The following is a 19133-nucleotide window of genomic DNA, read 5'->3' as shown; positions in this document are numbered from 1 at the left end:
GGTGTAAGGTTAGGAGATGGCGCGATGGTGCATAAAGAAAAGAATTTAAAATTGGTAGTCGCGGGCTTGTTGCTCGGTATACTAATGGCGGCAATGGACAACACCATTGTTGCAACTGCGATGGGAACCATTGTGGCGGATCTTGGAGGATTTGATAAGTTCGTTTGGGTTACAGGGTCTTACATGGTCGCCGTAATGGCAGGGATGCCGATCTACGGAAAGCTATCCGATATGTATGGAAGAAAGCGTTTCTTCATCTTTGGTCTTGTTGTATTCTTGATTGGTTCAGCGCTTTGCGGTCTCGCTCAAAGCATGGAGCAGCTGATTGCGTTTCGAGCTATACAAGGTATTGGCGGGGGAGCACTGATGCCGATTGCGTTCACCATTGTTTTTGATATCTTTCCACCTGAAAAGAGAGGAAAGATGACAGGTCTTCTTGGAGCGGTTTTTGGAACGTCGAGTGTTCTTGGTCCATTGCTGGGAGCGTTCATTACTGATGCGATCAGCTGGCACTGGGTTTTTTATATAAACGTACCGATTGGTATAGCTTCTTTCTATTTAATCTTCCGCTATTATAAGGAAACACTTGAGCACCGGGAGCAGAAAATTGATTGGTGGGGAGCCATTACACTTGTTATCGCTGTCGTAAGTTTGATGTTCGCACTTGAATTAGGCGGGAAAACATATGCGTGGGATTCCACACAGATCGTTGCGCTGTTTACTATTTTCACCGTTTTTTTCATTGTTTTTTTTGCTGTAGAGCAAAAAGCATCAGAGCCGATCATTTCCTTTTGGATGTTTAAGAAGCGTCTTTTTGCCACATCACAGCTTTTAGGATTTCTGTACGGCAGCACGTTTATCATCTTAGCCGTCTTTATTCCCATATTTGTTCAGGCTGTATACGGTGGCTCTGCAACAAGTGCAGGAATGGTTCTAACGCCAATGATGCTAGGTTCAGTTGCGGGAAGTATGATCGGTGGTATCTTTCAAACGAAGACCAACTTCCGTAACTTGATGATCATATCGGTTATCGCTTATTTCAGCGGAATGTATATGCTAAGCGGGATGACACCAGACACATCTAGAATAATGCTTACATTTTTTATGGTGACTGTTGGATTTGGAATGGGGTTCTCGTTCTCGTTATTACCAGCAGCTACAATTAATAAGATGGAGTTTCGCTACCGAGGCTCAGCAAACTCAACAAATGCCTTTCTGCGGTCACTAGGTATGACGCTTGGTGTAACGATATTTGGTGCACTTCAAAACCGCATTTTTTATGAAAAGCTAAAGGAAAACCTAAAAGGCTTCGGCGGGGAAGGTTCAGAGGCTTTTACGAACATAGATCCACAAAAGGTGTTTCAAGCGGAGGAACGCACGAAGATCCCTACTAATATCTTAGACGGTATAACTGCATCAATGTCTGAATCCATTACAACAGTTTTCACATATGCACTGATTCCGATCGTTATTTCTGCGGTTGTCATTTTGTTTATGGGAAATGAAAGAGTAGAAACTTCAAGAAAACCGGAGACAAAGCCAGAATAGAAAGAGAGCTTGGGAAGGAATGATCCCAAGCTTTTTTTTTACTTAACCATTCTTGTATTTACATAGCCGAGCAGAACCACATAACCGATCACTAGAACAGGAAATAACACTTCTGTGTCAAGCTGTCGAATGAAAGCGCCTGCTAACATGACAATTCCCATAATGAAAGTGTAGGAGCCTACAAGTCTGGCTAGTTTATCTTGATTACTGACGCGTTGCTGATTAAATCCAGTTAATAGCCAAGTTTGTTTTTTCACTCCGATAAGGTAAGCCATAAAAAACAAAATAACCGCTGTGATTATTAAGGTGCTATTCATATTGCTTTCCCCCTTGTTTAACGTTTTCTTACAATGGAAGGACCAATGAAAAAGCTTATAATAAATGTGATGGATAAATAAAGAATGAGATAGTTTGACTGGATGTGCTGTTGATTAAAAAATAGCTGAGAGATTAATAAATAAATGAGTAGAAGTAATTGAGAAAAAGCGAAAGATTGAAGGGTGAACGTTCTAAGATTATCATTTACACGTTCGTCATACTCAATTTCATCGTTAGCTTCTCTTTTTCGAATGCGAAGAAATTTCAAACCGCCAATCAGTATCAAAAGCCCCGATAATGCGCCCCACTGCAATTCATTAGTTAATACATAAACAAAAGCTAAACTAACTAAACTGCCAATAACGATAAGTAAGAAGTTGATTTGCATATTGCACCTCTTTTCTTTATTCTTCTATCCAGAATAACTCATCTAATGGTGTTTCTAGGTACTTGCTAATGAGTAAGCATACACGAATAGTGGGGTTGTACTTTTGTGCTTCAATTAAATTCATAGTTTGCCTTGTTACTCCAACCAACTTTGCAAAGTCACCTTGAGTTAAGTTTCCTTTTGCAATACGAACAATTTTAACTTTGTTCATAATTATTGATTCTGCCATGGAAACGTCAACTCCTTACATAATATACCTTTAATTGTAATATATATATTAAAAATGTCAAATATATGTTACAAGTTATACGAAAAAATACACCCTTCATGAGGATGTATGAACTAGACTGCATGTGAAGCCTTTTTTTCCTTTTTTGGAGCAACTGTATATGACATAGCGATTATCAGATCAATAGCAAGGATAATAGTCCATACCCTTGTAATGTTATTGGCTGTGTCACTTTTGTAAAACAGCTCAGTTTGTTTTTGATCATACCACTCTGCAAATAGCGTATCTATTTGTAGGCTGGAAACCGAGTCAGAGAGACCAAACATGACTACAAACAAACACTGAACGGCAATAAAGGCAATCAGGTGTTTATAAAAGTTTCTTCTTTCTTGTTTAGCATGCTCCATTCCGTATAGTGGTTTGGTTGAAGTAAGTTCAGGTGCAGGCAATCCGCGCCATTTTGCCACTTTTCGTTGAATAAAAGCATCAAGCTTTTGAAAATCACTTTTTCCATAAATGAAAGCATAGGCGATAACAACCAGAATAATAATCTGATAAGCAGAGAATTCGCCAGTTCTCAAATAATCAAAATATCCCATTGTAGCAATCCATAAATCATTAACGAGAAAAAGAATGAAAAAAGCTACACTTAATCTCTTTAAATTGAACCAATACCTTACTAACAAAAAGGATAGGGTGGATAGCCAAAATACAACCTCTGCCAGAATAAGAAATACCCATTTATTCTCTAATACAAATTCCACAGTCCGTAATCGCCCCTTCTATAACATTTTTCTCTTTTCTAAAGACAATAATAACACGTATAATTGGATAAGTATTCCATAAATAGAACCAAATTTATTTAATAATGTAGTTTAATTTGCGATATTTTTAGTTGGGGAAATCGTGATTGGGGGATTGTAAAGTGCATTCAGAAACATCAAATGAGCTGCGCAGAATTCGTAAAACGTTAATCTTTATTGCTATTTTTCTATTGTTCATAGGAGGAAAGGGCGGCGAGGTTACGGTAGATCATATATATAATGACACAGCTAATTCAACTCGCTTCAATAAGAACCTTGTACCACTAGGAAATGGGTATTTTGGTCTGTACAGCGGTAATACTGAATCTGATGAAGATAACCGTATGAACATTTATTACTACGATGAAAAAGAAAACAAACTTGTCCTAAAAAAGGAGCAAAACCTGGATACCGTGGAAATAGCAGAATAAAGTCTTGGGATTAGATTCTCGCTCCAACAAAATTAAGAAACAATAAATTCTGTTAAAAATAGGGGATAAGAGGTTTTTTAAGTAAGTTCTGCATTTCTATGATATACTTTTCTAAATTAATAAAATTTAAAACACTTAGGAGGTGACAACTTATATTCCAGAACATTTGGGGTATAAGGAGTCTTTTTGGACAGTTTGACCTTATTGAAATTACTTGCAGTAGCCGTATTAATTCTACTCACAGCTTTTTTCGTAGCAGCAGAATTTGCGATTGTTAAGATTCGTAAAACACGAATTGATCAGCTTGCGGAAGAGGGTAACAAACGAGCAATTGCAGCACAAAAGGTTATCTCAAACCTTGACGGATCACTCTCAGCCTGTCAGCTTGGTATTACGATTACTGCGCTGGGATTAGGTTGGTTAGGTGAACCTACAGTCGAAGCAATTCTTGGTCCAGTTTTTGAGAGAATGGAATTAAGTCCGGCGATTGTTCATACGTTGTCATTTGCGATTGCGTTTGCATCCATTACTTTTTTACATGTTGTACTTGGTGAGCTTGCACCAAAAACGGTAGCTATTCAAAAAGCAGAAACAATTAGTTTATGGTTATCACCTGCATTGATTGGATTCTACAGAGTGATGTATCCGTTCATTTGGTTCTTAAACGGAAGCGCTCAGCTTTTAGTAAGAATGTTCGGATTGAAGCCTGCATCGGAGCATGATATGGCGCATACCGAAGAAGAGCTTCGTCTAATATTGAGCGAAAGCTACAAAAGTGGTGAAATCAACAAATCTGAGTTCAGTTATGTAGAAAAAGTATTTGAATTTGATGACAGAACTGCAAAAGAGATCATGGTCCCCCGTACTGAAATGGTTTGTCTATATGAAGACAATACTGTTGCAGAAAATATTAATATAATTGCTGAAGAAAAATATACACGTTACCCTGTTGTAGGGGAAGATAAAGATAATGTGCTTGGTATGGTCAATGCGAAAGAAGTGTTCTTTGACTTGATCAAAGGTAAGGAATATCCGCTTGAACATTATATACGGCCAACACTAAGCGTTTTTGAAAATACACCAATAAAAGAAACATTACTAAAGCTTCAGAAAAAAGGTTTTCATATGGCGGTCCTTGTTGATGAATATGGTGGAACAGCAGGAATTGTAACCATTGAGGATATTTTGGAAGAGCTAGTTGGTGAAATTCGAGATGAATTTGATGAAGATGAATCACCAATGATTCAAGCAGTAAGTCCAAATGTAAAGCACTTTGACGGTAAAGTACTGATCGCTGAAGTGAACGACATTTACGGACTTCAAATCGATGACAGTGAACTCGATACAATTGGTGGATGGGTTTTATCTCAGAACTCTGAAATTCAAGAACATCAAGTTATTGCGTATGAAGGTTATGACTTCAAAGTGATTGAAATAGATGGACATCAAGTGAAAAAGATTGAAATTACTAAGAGGGAAGTAGAGATTAAAGATAACTCTATACCCGCTGATTCTGAACAACAACTAGTTGAAAAAGAAGCTTAAAGATATGTGAGGCCGGTCTTAATTAGACTGGCCTTTTTATTTTTTCGTTTACTTATGGTTCGATTTGCAAAGCGTGTAGCTCTAGTAATTGGATAAATTACAGTTCAATGTAGTGTGCGATGAGCCTTCTGCATGAAGCGCCTTTTCTTAATAACTCAACGGAATAAAAAATAATAGCATTTAATAAATCTGTACTATTTTCCAACCTACAACTAATTTCCCAGGAAATCGACTTTAATTGACAGAATATATTGACAAATTATTAGGAGTTATTTACTATTTAAATAACAAAACTTTTATGACCAAAGTATAATTACTTAAAAGATTAAGGGGGTCATGGAGATGAGAAGTTCCCCGAAATACCGTTTTTTTCGAGTAATGATTGGAGGTGAATTGGTAGATGTAGATATTTTTCAATACAGTCATAAAACAACCGTTGTTATGAGCATGCTCTATTACAATCAAGAACAGATCATCATGGCCTCCGTAACTGCCCCAGAAAGAAAAATAGCCATAAAAGGTGCAGCTCTTTTGTTTCAAGAAACACAATCTGACTTTTTAAAAAGGCAGATACTTCTTTAATTCAGGACAACTTAGCTCACTTTATGAACTTTTCAATATTATGAATAATCGTGAAAAATATCTTTATTTACGAAGAACTCTATGTTTATAATTTAGTTAATTACAAACGAAACGTTTTGATTAACGTTTGCATGGAGGGTGGATATGAAAATTTCAGATGGTCAACCCGCAGCAGATCGTCTTGTCATTAATCAAATTAAAAATTATGCCAGCCAATTTGAACATTCTGAGACTCCTTTTCTTATCCAAAAAGATAGAAAATGGGTATATGTTAATCCTGCTGCTAGAAAAATTCTCGAAGCGGAAGAAGACATCATCGGCAAGCCAATCTGGAATAACCTTTCTACAGAAGTGCATGACATAGTGGAGGAACGCATCCAGTCATGCGGCAATGGAATTGCACCGAAGCCTAGTGAACAAACATGGATTACCCAAAAAGGTAATTATATTCAATTAGAAGTTATTGGATTTCCGCTCATGTTTTCATCCCATGCTACACAGATTATCATTCGGAATTTAACGCAGCAGCACATTGAAAAGCAGGAAACGTTAGAGCATTTGAAACTCATTACTGAAAATATGATTGATATTATAGGGGTTGTTAATATGGAAGGTGTTTTTACTTCTCTGACTCCTTCTTATAGCCTGGTAACCGGTTACCCACAAGAAGAGGCTATTGGCTCAACACCTTTTGATCTCGTTCACCCAGAAGACCGAGTCCATGTTATTTCAGAATTTACTAGGATGATTGCTGAACAAATACCACTAACTGTTGAGTATAGATATTTAACAAAAGATGGTTCTTATATCTGGCTTGAATCGAAAGGTAAACCGATTTATCAAAAAGACAATCATGCTGCAATTGTTGCATCTCGAGATATCACCAAAAGAAAGAAAGCAGAAGCTGCGCTAAAGCAGAACGAGTTTAAGCATAGAATTATTCTCGATCACAGCAATGATTTGATTTGCTTAGTAGATGCAGAAGGGAAATATTTATATGCTTCTCTTTCCTATAAGAGTGTGTTAGGAATCGATCCGCAAACTCTCCTTGGTACAAACTCTTTGAATTGCATTCATGTTGAAGACCATGAATTAGTAAAGAACTATATAAACCTAGTGTCATCATCAAAGAATCCAATGCCACTTGTTTATCGAAAAATGCATGCTTCAGGTCACCCGATCCTTTTAGAGGGAAAAGGGATGCCCATGGTTTCTGATGAAGGTGAAATTGAAGGAATCGTATTTATTTCTAGAGACATTACTGAAAAGAAAAAAGCAGATGAATATATACGGAACAGTGAAAAGCTTGCAGTCTTAGGAGAACTGGCAGCAGGAGTTGCTCATGAGATTCGCAACCCGTTGACATCTATAAAAGGCTTGTTTTCCTTAATGAAAAATGGTGATTATGATCGGGAGAAAATCTATCTATACAATGAAGTGATTTGCGATGAGCTTCATCGAATAGAATCGATCGTTAACGAGTTTATGGCACTGGCTAAACCTGATGCAACTCAAATTAAGAAAGACGTAAATATTATTCAACTGCTGCAAGATACGGTAATGCTGTTAACATCAGAAGCAAACTTATACAACGTAGAGATCCGCCTTCTATTTAAAGAGAAGAAATTGTATGTCTTTTGTGAAAAAAATCAAATTAAACAAGTTTTTATTAATGTAATAAAGAATGCGATCGAAGCGATGAACGAAGGCGGAATACTAACGATAGCTATTGAAGAAACAGACAAAAAGGTGAAACTTCTATTTGTGGACAATGGTATTGGAATTGAGGAGGAACGTTTAAAAAGTATTGGGGTACCGTTTTTTACAAATAAAGAAAAAGGGATTGGCCTTGGCCTCACCATCAGCAATAAAATCATTACGGAGCACAAAGGTGACCTAAAAGTTCAGAGCCGAGCAGGACAAGGGACAACGGTATCTATAACACTGCAAAAATCAAACTAATAAGCAACTCTCTATTATGAGAGTTGTTTTTTTATATACCATCGAAAAGCCTGAATATGCCCTTTCCAAGTATACGAATCAACCAAATTAAAATCTCGGGTATAAAAAACAGAACATCACATAAAAAGTCAAACCACGAATAGTGCTCTCCGTATTGTTTTTTCTTCTTTTTCCGCCTTAGTGCCACTTGTCATCACCGAATCTTTCTTATGTTTTTATGAACATCTCTTAAAGATAGTATGAAGAAAAACAGGCCATATGAATGATTCGTTATTTTATTCAATCGTTGTCGAACCTTGATGGTAAACACATATGGACTTTGATCAGTCTTAATTTAGTAATAATTTCCTAAGGGTACATGTTTATACGTTTACATTAGGAAATGGTTTCTTAACATTCCCAATTTATAATGAGCATTGTAAAAATTCATTTTAAAGGGGTTGCATCAATGATGGATGAAAGACCGATGGACGAATGGATTAAGAAGCTTACAGACGACAGCTTAAAAAAAAACAAACTGAATCGAAGAACATTCCTCACAGGTGCCGGAAAAATTGCAGGTATTTCACTGGGACTCACAATTGCCCAATCCCTAGGCAGCAACGAAGTGAACGCAGCACCCGAGTTTAGAAACTACCCTTTTACATTAGGTGTGGCATCAGGCGATCCGTTATCTAATAGTGTTGTGTTATGGACAAGATTAGCACCCGACCCACTGAATGGAGGGGGGATGCCAGACGAAGCGGTATCTGTTAAATGGGAAATTGCTGAAGATGAAAGGTTTAAGAAAATCGTGCAAAAGGGAACGGAATTTGCGCGGCCTAATCTAGCTCATTCTGTTCACGTTGATGTAGAGGGACTAAAGCCAGATCATGTGTACTTTTATCGTTTTAAAAGTGGTCATGAATTAAGTCCTGTCGGCAGAACAAAGACACTTCCTAAAAAGGATGCTCACGTGAAAAACATGACATTTGCATTTGCTTCTTGTCAGCAATATGAGCATGGTTTCTTTACAGCGTATCAGCATATGTCTGAAGAAAATTTAGATTTCGTCGTTCACCTTGGGGATTATATTTATGAATACGGACCAAATGAATACGTATCTCCATCTGGAAATGTTCGCACTCATAGCGGACCTGAGATTATGACACTAGGAGACTACCGAAATAGACATGCACAATACCGCTCAGATGGAAATCTTAAGGCTGCACATGCAGCGTTTCCGTGGATCGTTACTTGGGATGATCATGAAGTTGAGAATAACTATGCCAACATGATCCCTGAAAAAGATCAGTCAGTAGAAGCATTTGTAAAGCGACGAGCTGCAGCTTATCAAGCTTATTATGAACACATGCCATTGCGTCGCTCCTCCCTTCCGCATGGAGCGGACATGTTGTTGTACCGTGACTTTTCTTACGGTAACCTGGCTGCATTCAATGTGATGGATACGCGTCAATATCGTGATGATCAAGCAAATGGAGATGGAAGCAAACCCCCATCACCCGAATCACAAGATCCGAACCGAACGTTGATGGGGAAAGAGCAGGAAAGTTGGCTGCTACAGAATCTAGGAAACTCAAAAGCTCACTGGAACGTTCTTGCTCAACAAGTGTTCTTTGCTCAGCGAAACTATGGGTCAAGTACTGCACCTCGACTAAGCATGGATGCATGGGACGGTTACACAGCGTCACGTCAGCGCATTACTGATTTTATTGAGTCTAAGAATTTAAATAATCTAGTCGTTTTAACAGGAGATGTACATGCCAGCTGGGCGTGTGATTTGAGAACGAACTATGATGATTCAGCTTCAAAAGTGATTGGTGCTGAATTTGTAGGAACATCCATTACTTCTGGAGGAAATGGTGCGGATAAACGAGCAGATACGGATAAAATTTTGGGATTGAATCCGCATATCAAATTTTTTAACGATTACCGAGGGTATGTACGATGTACGGTAACGCCAGAAGAGTGGCGTACCGACTATCGTGTTGTGCCGTTTGTTACGTCTCCAGGTGCAGCTATATCAACAAGAGCATCCTTCGTTTATCAAAAAGATCAAAACGGTTTACAGCAAGTCTCTTCAACAAGCGTAGCTGAAGGGGTAAAAATGTCGCGTGAGGTGGAAGAAGATAGAAACCGAGCTCATGGAAAAGCGCATGAGAAGCAAATGGAGAAAAAGTCAGCTGGAGTAGGGCAGTAAACAACGTAAAGAGGGTGAATCAAAGACTTGATTTCATCCTCTTTATATTTTTTGATATGGACAATCGTCGTAATTGCGTATATAAAAAAATGCCACAAAATCTATTCACGTAATTTTTAGTACTAACAATATAAGAGTGAGCTATTTGTTGCTTTTGAATACTCACAAATTCCAATATATAAACTTAACAATCATTAACCCTTCTGTAATCAAGGTTTTATATTTCAACCATATAATTCTCGGTGTAACATGACATCTTGATGGGAGAGAAGATAAACATGACAAATTCAATTGATAATCAGCCTTCAGACCAAAAGTCTAAGATTACACGCAGGTCATTTATTGAACGCACAACAAAGGTTGCAGGGCTTTCACTGGGGTTAACGTTCTTAGATCCAATTAACTCATTAGAAGTACTTGCTGACGGTGGGAAGGTTAGCAGCCGCCGCAAACCAACACTAGTCTTTCCTGTGATAAGTGATATACATATGAATGAAAAGTCAGACCAAACGTTTAATAAATTTCAAACAACATTAAAACAATTGAATCAACTCGCTCCTAAACAAGATGCGTTTGCTATTGTAGGTGATTTAACAGATAATGGGCTGCTTCCAGAATATGAGAAGTATAAATCTACCTATGAAACGCATAAACAGGCAAAGGCAGTTTCATTAATTGCAATTGGGAACCATGATTATTGGAACGGATTGTCTGAGGCGGATGCTCAAAAACGCTTTTTAGATGTCACAAAAATGCCTTCCATCTACTTTCACCAGGTTATAAAAGGCTACCATTTTATTGTGCTAGGGACAGAAGATGGGGTAACGGAAGGAACGTTTTCCGTATCACAAATTGAATGGCTGTCTGATCAATTAAAACAAGCACAAGCTGATGATCCTAAAAAGCCAATCTTTGTATTTCACCATCAGCCGATTAAAGATACGATGTATGGAAGCGAATGGGGGTTTAATGTTAATAGAGATTTATTTTACGATACATTGAAAAAATACCCGCAAGTTATTACTTTCTCAGGGCATACCCACTATCCGTTAGATGATCCGAGGATTATATATCAAGAAGATTTTACTACAATTGGGACTTCAACAGGTGCCTATCTGTGGCTAGACGCAGGGCGAATTCAGGGTGAAGTTCCTGAGGGAGCAGATATCCTTAACCAAGCTTTAATTGTTGAAGTGTATGAGAATAAAGTGTTAATTAACCGCCGTGATATTCATAACAATGATTGGACAGGGGAACCGTTTGAAATAAATTTACCTGCTAATAAGAACACTTTTAAATACACAGATGCTAGAAAAGATAAAAAGCCACCATTCTTTACGAAAGACGCCATGCTTTCCATTGCAAACGATATGACGACAGCTACAAGTCTTGCAATCATGTTCACACAAGCAAAAGATAATTTGCTCGTTCATGATTACAAGGTAATTGTTACAAATACTGAGACAAAACAAGTAGCAAAAGAATACTTAGGTTTCTCGGAATTTTATAAAGATCCTGTTCCTAATCCCCTCATTCTTAATCTTGAAGGATTAGCACCATCTACAACTTATGATATAGAAGTGTTTGCACTCGATGCATATAGAAATATCAGTACGAATTCAATCAAGGCCATAGGCAGAACAAAGAAAGGTGAGCCGATAAAAATAACATTATCAAAAGAGAAAGTAAACGGTATAGAGGATACATTAGATGTGGTTGTGGAAGGTGTTAGAGCTCCTAAAAGTGACTGGGTGGGTTTGTATGAAGTAAACGAAAATCCAGGTGAGGTGGAATCGATTTGGTGGCAGTACACAGAGGTTAGTGGCGGAACATGTAAATTTATGTATAATCCGAAAAACAATGTAAATGCAACACGTTACAAACAAGGATCCACATATAAAATAGTTTATTTCTATGGAAGCGGTTATGATGCAGTGGCATCTGCAACATTTAAGGTTGAGTAAAGATTGAGTATGAAGAGCGTACTTAGAAATTGGACAGATTAATCGTTTGATCGGACAGATAAACGCTAGAATCAGACAGATTCGTTATGCAATCGGACAAATAAACGGTTGAAGCGTACAAATTCAATTCCCCTAAACTAAAGAAAGCTGACTTCATCAGGTCTAAACAGCATTAACATGCTATTTTTCGGCCGCAGAAGTCAGCTTTTTATCTATTTTTTATCTTTCATAGCTGCCTTTAATGCATCAGCTAAACTATTCCCAAAGCCTTCGTCCTCTTTGTTGTTTGCGCTGTATTTTTTGAGCAGCTGCCGTTCTTCTCGCTTCGTAACCTTCTTTTTCTTATCGTCTGCTTTTTCCACCACATTACATGGCTTGCATTGAAAGTATGTGCCGGCTTTTCCGTTGTGAAGCTCCATTTTCTTATGGCACTGCGGACAGCGTCGGTTCGATAGCTTCGGATCTTTTCGGCGGCGGTATGAACACTCGCGATCGGAGCAGACAAGCACTTTGCCGTCACGGCCCTTTACTTCCTTTAATAGCTCTCCGCACTCTGGACACTTGGAGCCTGTTAGGTTATGAGCACGGTATTCCTGCGAACTTGTTTTGATTTCCATCACAAGCTGCTTTGTCTGCTTGCGGATGTTTTCTAGAAACTCTTTTGGATTTCCTTTTCCGCGTGCAATGGCCTCTAGATCTTGCTCCCATTTAGCTGTTAATTCAGGTGACTTCAACTCATCATTCACAAGATCAATCAGCTGTTTTCCTTTTGGCGTAGGATGCAGCTTGTTGTTTTTACGATCGAGCACTTCAGATCCTAAGAGTCTTTCAATGATATCTGCCCGCGTTGCAGGTGTTCCAAGACTGTATTTTTCCATACGAGATAATAGGTCGGCCTCTGTAAAACGGGAAGGTGGTTCAGTAAGCTTTTTCTCCGCATTCACCTCTTTAACAGAAAGTGTTTGCCCTTCCTTTAGATTAGCAAGTGCACGAGGGCTTTCTTCTTCTTTACCAGACAGCACTTTAAAACCAGGGTCTAACACCAATGTTTCACGTGCCATGAACGTCTCGCCTGCAACATTCATTGCAGCGGTCAGCGTCTCCGTTCGATACGCAGGATAGAACAGAGCAAGGAATCGGCGTGCGATTAAATCATAAAGTTTACGCTCATCGTTATCGAGATCACCTAAGTGCAACGGTTCATCCGTCGGAATGATCGCATGATGATCGGTCACTTTGCTGTCATTGAATACTTTCTTTGCGACAACATTTCCTTTTTGTTTTAAAAGGGGCTGCACTTCTTCACGATAGCCAGATGACATCCCCTGAAGGCGATCATACATCGTGTTTTCCATATCTTTTGTTAAGTAGCGGGAATCTGTTCTTGGATACGTAACTAGCTTATATTGCTCATAAAGCTTTTGAAGAACAGACGATGTTTTCTTAGCAGAGAACCCGAAACGGCGGTTCGCGTCACGCTGCAGTTCAGTAAGATCGTAAGGCATCGGATGTGCCTCTGTTTTTTCTTTCTTTTGAAGAGAAGAAACAGTTGCTTGCTGTCCCTTAACTTTGCTAACGATGTCTGCCGCTTTTTTCTCTTCAAAAAGACGCTTCTCGCCGTTGCGTTCCCAAGATGCTTTTAACATCCCGATCGTCGCATCAATCGTCCAAAAGTCTTTTGGCTGAAACGAGTTAATTTCTTGCTCACGTTCTAAAATCATAGCAAGTGTCGGTGTCTGTACACGGCCAGCAGAAAGCGGATCATTGTATTTCGTTGTTAGTGCACGTGTCACGTTTAGTCCGATCAGCCAATCTGCTTCAGAACGGCAAACAGCAGATTGATATAGGTTGTCATATTGCTTAGCGGGTTTGAGCTGGTTGAATCCATCACGTATTGCTTTATCGGTTTGAGATGAAATCCATAGTCGCTTCACAGGTTTTTGCCATCTCACTTTTTCCATGATCCAGCGCGCAACCAGTTCACCTTCACGTCCAGCATCGGTCGCAATTACAAGCTCACCGATTTCTTTCCGTTTAGCGAGCTGTTCAATCGCACGGAATTGATGACTGACTTGGCGGATCACTTTTAATCCCATATGTTTTGGAATGATGGGGAGATCTTCTAAGCGCCATTGTTTATATTGCTTGTCATAGTCTTCAGGCATTTTTAGTTCAACTAAGTGACCAAGTGCCCACGTTACAATGTGCTTTGAACCTTCAATATAGCTTTTATTTTGTTGCTTGCAGCCTAGGACACGGGCAAGGTCGCGTGCCACACTCGGCTTTTCAGCAAGGATTAATTGTTTCATAATGTACCCCTTTCGAACTTCTACTGTAGTCATTATAACAGAGTGTAAAAATAAGAAAAAAATGAAGATTTATTTCTCCTTCACAGTTTCTAAATACTGTATACTGAATAATGAGTCTATTTTACTTTGTTAAGTAATTTTTTGATAAACATAGATGTACTGTTTCGGTGTGACTGAAAGGGGAAAGAGAACATGTGGAGAAACCGGAATTTTTTAATTTTAATGTTTGGTCTTGCTGTATCAAGTACTGGACTTTGGGTAGGAATAATTGGGAACCTTGAATTTTTGCAGATGAATGTAGAGTCATCCTTTCTGCAGGCACTTATTATTTTAGCAGGTTTTCTTGTTGGTATATTCTTGGCACCGATGGCCGGACGAATTATAGATCGCAGCAACAAGAAAAAGATATTAATATATGCGGGATTTGCTCGCTGTGCAGCGGTCTTTTTTATGTACTTAGCGATCGCTTACAACAATGTTTGGTGGATGGTTGTTTATACGCTCGTCATCGGAATTTCCGGAACGTTTTCACAGCCTGCCATGCAGACCATGCTGCCGTTAATCGTAAAAAAGGAAGAACTTCTTGATGCGAACGGCGTCAACATGAACATCTTTACAGCTTCTCGAATTGTTGGAACAGCACTCGGCGGTGTGATGCTTGTCGGCATGTCTCTATTTTCTTTGTATACGGTAACGCTTGTTTCATATGTAATTCTACTTATTTCTACGTTCTTTTTAAATGTGGAAGAGAAGCCGAAAGAAGTAGATAAGTCTGGCAGAAAAGAAAACTTCTTCAGAACGCTAGCTGAGCTCTATCCTATGGTTAAAAAACAGCCGAAAGTGGTTTATGGTATCTTCTTGTTGATTCCAGCTTACTTATTTTTATCCGGCTTCAATTTAATGGTGATCGAGATCAGCGAGCTTCAAGATAATGCGGGTATTAAAGGGATCCTGTATACAACAGAAGGGGTTTGTGTATTCATTGGTACGTTTTTATCCAAAAGGTTTTTTAGAGACAATCCGAAATTATCTTACATGTTTGCAATCACGTTCATTATTGCTACCGCACATACCTCTTTATTTTTAGCAGATCATCCGATCATGTCTGTTCTCTCGTTCGGACTGTTTGGTCTAGCAGCGGGCACATTATTCCCGGTTGTCACGACCATCTTTCAAACGGATGTGCCATCTGATTATCACGGAAGATTTTTCTCCATTAAGGGGATGGTTGATAACATCATCTTCCAAGTGTTGATGCTGTTAACGGGTTTGTTTTTGGATACGATTGGATTCTTTAACATGGTGATTGGCTTTGGAATTACATCTTTTGTCATCGCTGCAGTCATACTTTATCAATACAAAACAAGTGGCACCCGAAAAAAGAATGGCCGTGTTGCGGCTGTGAAATAATTACAAAGGAAAGAGAGTGGCTATTTGTCACTCTCTTTTTATTTTACACAGACCATAACAGCAAGATTGAGGACGACTTTAAGATTTTTGCTTGATAAAATAAAGAAAAGATGATGGGTGGAGGGATAAACAGTGAGTTGCGTACATATGTCATTTGACGAGAAGTGGGATAAAATTATGGAATGCGATCGGTCTTATGACGGTTTGTTTTATACGGCAGTTAAGACAACGAAAATTTTTTGCCGTCCGTCCTGTCGATCACGAAAGCCCAAAAAGAAGAATGTCGTGTTTTATGATACGATCATGCAATGTGAAGAGGCGGGATACCGTGCATGTAAGAGGTGCCAGCCTGAGGTCGAACATTGTCCACAGATTGATTTAATAAGAAAAGCAACGAGTTACTTAGTGAACAACCATCACAAGCGCATTCTTTTGCAAGATGTAGCAGATTACGCAGGTGTGAGTTCCTTTTATTTAGAGCGGCTGTTTAAAGAAGAGATGAACGAAACGCCACGTGAATATGTGGAGAAGATTCGCATAGATAAAGCGGCATTCCTGCTGTTAAATTCATCAAAAACAAATCTTGAAATCTGTTATGAAGCTGGCTTTCATAGTCCTTCAAATTTTTATAAAACGTTTCGTCAGATCAAAAACTGTTCTCCAAGTGACTATCGAAAATCTAAAAAGGAGGCAGGATATGCAGTGGACAGATTGCGGTGATCATCTAGAAATACACTTGCCAAACGAATTCAGCTTTTCTGAATGTCTCACATTCCTCGGAAGATCACAGCTGGAAGTGATGCATGACATACAGGAAGATACACTTTATAAACTAATAAAAGTCGATAATGATAGAATTTTGATGAAAATAAACTGCAAAGATCAAAAGTTAATCGTAAAGTTTCTAGATAAAAAAACAAAACAAAAAGAAATAGTGGTTGGGTATATTACGGAATGGTTTGATTTGGAGCGAGATCTTTCTGTTTTTTATGAAGCTGCTTCTGAAGACCCCATCCTTCATCCACTTACACAAAGGTATTACGGTTTACGGATCATTGGAATTCCTGATTTGTTTGAAGCTTTGACTTGGGCAATCATGGGACAGCAAATCAACTTAAAGTTTGCTTATACGCTAAAACGAAGGTTTGTTGAGAACTTTGGTGAGAAGCTGAATTGCAATGGAAAGTTGTTCTGGTTACACCCAACGCCGGAAGTAATCGCAAATCTTAAAACCGATGACTTACGAAAGCTTCAATTTACTGAGAGGAAAGCAGAGTACGTGATTGGTGTGGCAAAAGAGATGAGTTCTGGCCAACTGTCAAAGAAAGCATTGAAAGAGTCTAAAAATCCTGCTCAACAACTGATTTCCATAAGAGGAATCGGAGCTTGGACAGCAGACTATTGTTTAATGAAATGTCTGTTAAAGCCCAATGCATATCCGATAGCTGATGTAGGACTACACAACGCGGTAATGAAACAGTTGGAACAGGATCGTAAACCAACAATCGATGAATTAAAGAAATTCGCGGAAAATTGGAGTGGATGGGAAGGGTACGCCACTTTTTATCTTTGGAGGTCTTTGTATGAGTAAACTGTTCAAATTGGACTACGAATCTCCTATAGGTGTTCTTGAGATGGTGAGCAGCGAAGATACGGTCTACTCAATAATGTTCGTTGATAGATTGTCAGCAATTGAGCACCAGAGAGAAATACCAGCTGTTCTACAAGATTGCTGCACACAACTTCATGAATACTTTTTAGGAAAGCGCAAAACATTTACTTTTGCCTATAAATTGAATGGAACACCATTTCAACAGGCTGTTTGGGATTCGCTTTTACAGATCCCTTTTGCTAAAACCGCATCATACCGTGATATTGCAAACATGCTTCAAAATGAAAAAGCGGTCAGGGCTGTAGGAAGTGCAAACGGGAGGAACAAATTAAGCATTATTATTCCGTGTCATAGAATCATTGGGACGAATGGGAAGCTTACTGGTTATGCAGGGGGTCTTTGGAGAAAAGAATGGCTCTTAAATCATGAGAAAAGTTTAAAGGAGTTAATAGTTTAGTATAGTGTTATAACTTTTATATTAAAAGGATTAGGAATTAAAATTATAAAAATAGTTTGATAATTCAATCATATTAAGGCTTGAGTATTATTTTTTTTGAAAAAAGAGAAAACGGATACATTTTGATTTACAATAGTAAGAAAAAGTATTAAAATGAGAAAGTTCCAAAAAATAGAAATATATACAGGGGGCTATCTCGATGAAAAAATTTTTAGCGGTAACTGCAGCTGCTTTACTTGCGCTTAGCGTAGGGTGCAGCAAGGAAGAAGAGAAACCAAAAGAAGAAGCAAAGCCAGCAGCGGCTGAGAAGAAAGTAGACGGAAATGCTGAAAAGATTACACTTCTTAACTTCGAAGGTGAGCTTGTAAACAAACTTCGCGGATACCATGCACCATTTAATGCATATGCTGCAGGTCTTGAAAAAGAGGGCGAAGAAGCACTTGCTCAAGCAGATCTCGATAAATTAAAAGCTGATGCAAAAGCAGCTGGTGAAAAGGCTGTAGCTGAAATTCCATCTATTGAAGTACCGTCAGATCTATCAAAAGAAAACCAAGAAGCTGTAAAAGGTTCTCTTGAAGAACTGAAGAAATCTTACGAAGCTCGCGTGGCTGGATTAGAAGATGAAGCAAAAGCAACTGAAGCTGACGAATTATTCACAGCTTTTGAAGAAAAATTAAACACAGTTCACGAAACGTTAAAATTGGTACCAGGTCAATTTGCAGCTGAACTTCAATAGCATGAACAACTGCTGTCTCTATAGTGAGGCGGCAGTTTTTTTATGTTGTTGGGTATCATTCAAAGAAGATATAGTGAATATATAAGATTTGGAAAGGAAAGTTCATATGATAAAAATCAGAATTGAAAAGGAAGCAGATTACATTGTCATCGATGAAATTAACTCTTCTGCTTTTAACGGTGAAGGTGAAAGTAAGCTAATAAGAGCTATACGTGATTCAGAGTGGTTCGTGCCAGAACTATCTTTAATAGCTGAAAAGGATGAAGAAGTTGTTGGTCACATTCTGTTCAGTGAAGTGACGATTCAGACAGAGAACGAACAAGTACCTACACTAGCGCTTGCCCCAATGGCTGTTTCTCCTCAGCATCAAAAGCAGGGAATAGGAACTCTTTTAGTACAAACCGGTTTAGAAAAAGCACAACAATTAGGTTATGAGCATGTGGTCGTATTGGGACATCCTGACTTTTATCCGAAGTTTGGATTCGTTTCTTCTGTTGCAAAAGGAATACATTCACCATTTCCAGTTCCAGAAGAAGTATTTATGGTACTTGAGCTAAAAAAGGGATCGTTGGAAGGGATAAAAGGGAAGGTTGAATATCCTCCTGCGTTTTCAGCAGTTACATAAAAAGTGAAACAAAA

General features: G+C 38.6%; 18 protein-coding genes. 13 read left to right on the top strand and 5 right to left on the bottom strand.

The window, feature by feature from the left end:
- Positions 1 to 24 precede the first annotated feature (24 nt).
- Positions 25 to 1548, top strand: coding sequence for an MDR family MFS transporter (locus QUF49_RS15775; RefSeq protein ID WP_289496610.1), 1524 nt, complete (start codon positions 25 to 27; stop codon positions 1546 to 1548).
- A 38-nt stretch (positions 1549 to 1586) separates the two neighbouring features.
- Here the strand turns inward: QUF49_RS15775 and QUF49_RS15770 are convergent, their stop codons facing one another.
- The 4 genes from QUF49_RS15770 to QUF49_RS15755 form a co-directional block, all read right to left on the bottom strand.
- Positions 1587 to 1865 carry a DUF3784 domain-containing protein gene (locus QUF49_RS15770; protein ID WP_289496609.1) on the bottom strand — a complete coding sequence of 93 codons (279 nt, stop codon included), beginning with the start codon at positions 1863 to 1865 and terminating at the stop codon, positions 1587 to 1589.
- Between the two features lie 17 nt (positions 1866 to 1882).
- Positions 1883 to 2254, bottom strand: a complete 372-nt coding sequence (locus QUF49_RS15765; RefSeq protein ID WP_289496608.1) for a hypothetical protein — start codon at positions 2252 to 2254, stop codon at positions 1883 to 1885.
- 16 nt (positions 2255 to 2270) lie between these two features.
- A complete protein-coding gene (locus tag QUF49_RS15760) occupies positions 2271 to 2483 on the bottom strand; it encodes a helix-turn-helix transcriptional regulator (protein WP_289496607.1) in 213 nt (70 codons plus the stop codon).
- 113 nt (positions 2484 to 2596) lie between these two features.
- A complete protein-coding gene (locus tag QUF49_RS15755; protein WP_289496606.1) occupies positions 2597 to 3247 on the bottom strand; it encodes a hypothetical protein in 651 nt (216 codons plus the stop codon).
- 161 nt (positions 3248 to 3408) lie between these two features.
- On the opposite strand from QUF49_RS15755, the gene QUF49_RS15750 reads away from it, so the two are divergent.
- From QUF49_RS15750 to QUF49_RS15725, 6 genes are all read left to right on the top strand, one after another.
- Positions 3409 to 3717, top strand: a complete 309-nt coding sequence (locus tag QUF49_RS15750) for a hypothetical protein (protein ID WP_289496604.1) — start codon at positions 3409 to 3411, stop codon at positions 3715 to 3717.
- A gap of 195 nt (positions 3718 to 3912) precedes the next feature.
- Entirely contained in the window at positions 3913 to 5262 is a 1350-nt protein-coding gene (locus tag QUF49_RS15745) for a hemolysin family protein (protein WP_289496603.1), read from the top strand.
- Positions 5263 to 5640: 378 nt separating this feature from the next.
- Complete coding sequence (locus QUF49_RS15740; protein ID WP_289496602.1) at positions 5641 to 5844, top strand: hypothetical protein; 204 nt, start codon at positions 5641 to 5643, stop codon at positions 5842 to 5844.
- A gap of 144 nt (positions 5845 to 5988) precedes the next feature.
- Positions 5989 to 7806, top strand: a complete 1818-nt coding sequence (locus tag QUF49_RS15735; protein WP_289496601.1) for a PAS domain S-box protein — start codon at positions 5989 to 5991, stop codon at positions 7804 to 7806.
- A gap of 448 nt (positions 7807 to 8254) precedes the next feature.
- The gene (locus QUF49_RS15730; RefSeq protein WP_289496600.1) at positions 8255 to 10006 is read left to right on the top strand and encodes an alkaline phosphatase D family protein; all 1752 of its coding nucleotides are present in this window, start codon (positions 8255 to 8257) and stop codon (positions 10004 to 10006) included.
- Between the two features lie 278 nt (positions 10007 to 10284).
- A complete protein-coding gene (locus QUF49_RS15725) occupies positions 10285 to 11970 on the top strand; it encodes a metallophosphoesterase family protein (RefSeq protein WP_289496598.1) in 1686 nt (561 codons plus the stop codon).
- Positions 11971 to 12182: 212 nt separating this feature from the next.
- On the opposite strand, the gene QUF49_RS15720 is transcribed toward QUF49_RS15725, so the two are convergent.
- Complete coding sequence (locus QUF49_RS15720; RefSeq protein WP_289496597.1) at positions 12183 to 14279, bottom strand: DNA topoisomerase III; 2097 nt, start codon at positions 14277 to 14279, stop codon at positions 12183 to 12185.
- 192 nt (positions 14280 to 14471) lie between these two features.
- Here QUF49_RS15720 and QUF49_RS15715 point away from each other — a divergent pair, with 192 nt between their 5' ends.
- The 6 genes from QUF49_RS15715 (at position 14472) to QUF49_RS15690 (ending at position 19119) form a co-directional block, all read left to right on the top strand.
- Complete coding sequence (locus QUF49_RS15715) at positions 14472 to 15689, top strand: MFS transporter (RefSeq protein WP_289496596.1); 1218 nt, start codon at positions 14472 to 14474, stop codon at positions 15687 to 15689.
- A 147-nt stretch (positions 15690 to 15836) separates the two neighbouring features.
- On the top strand, positions 15837 to 16409 hold the full coding sequence (locus tag QUF49_RS15710) for a bifunctional transcriptional activator/DNA repair enzyme AdaA (protein WP_425590501.1): 573 nt from the start codon (positions 15837 to 15839) through the stop codon (positions 16407 to 16409).
- Positions 16387 to 17280 carry a DNA-3-methyladenine glycosylase family protein gene (locus tag QUF49_RS15705; protein WP_289496594.1) on the top strand — a complete coding sequence of 298 codons (894 nt, stop codon included), beginning with the start codon at positions 16387 to 16389 and terminating at the stop codon, positions 17278 to 17280. Before QUF49_RS15710 ends, QUF49_RS15705 begins: the two co-directional genes overlap by 23 nt.
- Positions 17273 to 17758, top strand: a complete 486-nt coding sequence (locus QUF49_RS15700) for a methylated-DNA--[protein]-cysteine S-methyltransferase (RefSeq protein WP_289496593.1) — start codon at positions 17273 to 17275, stop codon at positions 17756 to 17758. The genes QUF49_RS15705 and QUF49_RS15700 overlap by 8 nt, the downstream gene beginning before the upstream one ends.
- Before the next feature lie 199 nt (positions 17759 to 17957).
- Positions 17958 to 18494 (top strand): hypothetical protein, encoded by a 537-nt coding sequence (locus tag QUF49_RS15695; RefSeq protein ID WP_289496592.1) that lies wholly within the window; start codon positions 17958 to 17960, stop codon positions 18492 to 18494.
- 106 nt (positions 18495 to 18600) lie between these two features.
- Complete coding sequence (locus tag QUF49_RS15690) at positions 18601 to 19119, top strand: GNAT family N-acetyltransferase (protein ID WP_289496591.1); 519 nt, start codon at positions 18601 to 18603, stop codon at positions 19117 to 19119.
- The last annotated feature ends 14 nt before the right edge of the window (positions 19120 to 19133 follow it).

Origin of the sequence: Fictibacillus sp. b24, from assembly GCF_030348825.1 — a bacterium.
GTDB lineage: Bacteria > Bacillota > Bacilli > Bacillales > Fictibacillaceae > Fictibacillus.
Note: the sequence above shows the minus strand (reverse complement) of the source record. Positions and strands in the feature narration are given on the sequence as shown.

Excerpts from the sequence above, each read along its gene's own strand:
- QUF49_RS15775 (WP_289496610.1), top strand. The coding sequence starts at position 25 with ATGGTGCATAAAGAAAAGAATTTAAAATTGGTAGTCGCGGGCTTGTTG.
- QUF49_RS15770 (WP_289496609.1), bottom strand. The coding sequence starts at position 1,865 with ATGAATAGCACCTTAATAATCACAGCGGTTATTTTGTTTTTTATGGCT.
- QUF49_RS15765 (WP_289496608.1), bottom strand. The coding sequence starts at position 2,254 with ATGCAAATCAACTTCTTACTTATCGTTATTGGCAGTTTAGTTAGTTTA.
- QUF49_RS15760 (WP_289496607.1), bottom strand. The coding sequence starts at position 2,483 with ATGGCAGAATCAATAATTATGAACAAAGTTAAAATTGTTCGTATTGCA.
- QUF49_RS15740 (WP_289496602.1), top strand. The coding sequence starts at position 5,641 with ATGATTGGAGGTGAATTGGTAGATGTAGATATTTTTCAATACAGTCAT.
- QUF49_RS15735 (WP_289496601.1), top strand. The coding sequence starts at position 5,989 with ATGAAAATTTCAGATGGTCAACCCGCAGCAGATCGTCTTGTCATTAAT.
- QUF49_RS15730 (WP_289496600.1), top strand. The coding sequence starts at position 8,255 with ATGATGGATGAAAGACCGATGGACGAATGGATTAAGAAGCTTACAGAC.
- QUF49_RS15725 (WP_289496598.1), top strand. The coding sequence starts at position 10,285 with ATGACAAATTCAATTGATAATCAGCCTTCAGACCAAAAGTCTAAGATT.
- QUF49_RS15720 (WP_289496597.1), bottom strand. The coding sequence starts at position 14,279 with ATGAAACAATTAATCCTTGCTGAAAAGCCGAGTGTGGCACGCGACCTT.
- QUF49_RS15715 (WP_289496596.1), top strand. The coding sequence starts at position 14,472 with ATGTGGAGAAACCGGAATTTTTTAATTTTAATGTTTGGTCTTGCTGTA.
- QUF49_RS15710 (WP_425590501.1), top strand. The coding sequence starts at position 15,837 with ATGTCATTTGACGAGAAGTGGGATAAAATTATGGAATGCGATCGGTCT.
- QUF49_RS15705 (WP_289496594.1), top strand. The coding sequence starts at position 16,387 with ATGCAGTGGACAGATTGCGGTGATCATCTAGAAATACACTTGCCAAAC.
- QUF49_RS15700 (WP_289496593.1), top strand. The coding sequence starts at position 17,273 with ATGAGTAAACTGTTCAAATTGGACTACGAATCTCCTATAGGTGTTCTT.
- QUF49_RS15695 (WP_289496592.1), top strand. The coding sequence starts at position 17,958 with ATGAAAAAATTTTTAGCGGTAACTGCAGCTGCTTTACTTGCGCTTAGC.
- QUF49_RS15690 (WP_289496591.1), top strand. The coding sequence starts at position 18,601 with ATGATAAAAATCAGAATTGAAAAGGAAGCAGATTACATTGTCATCGAT.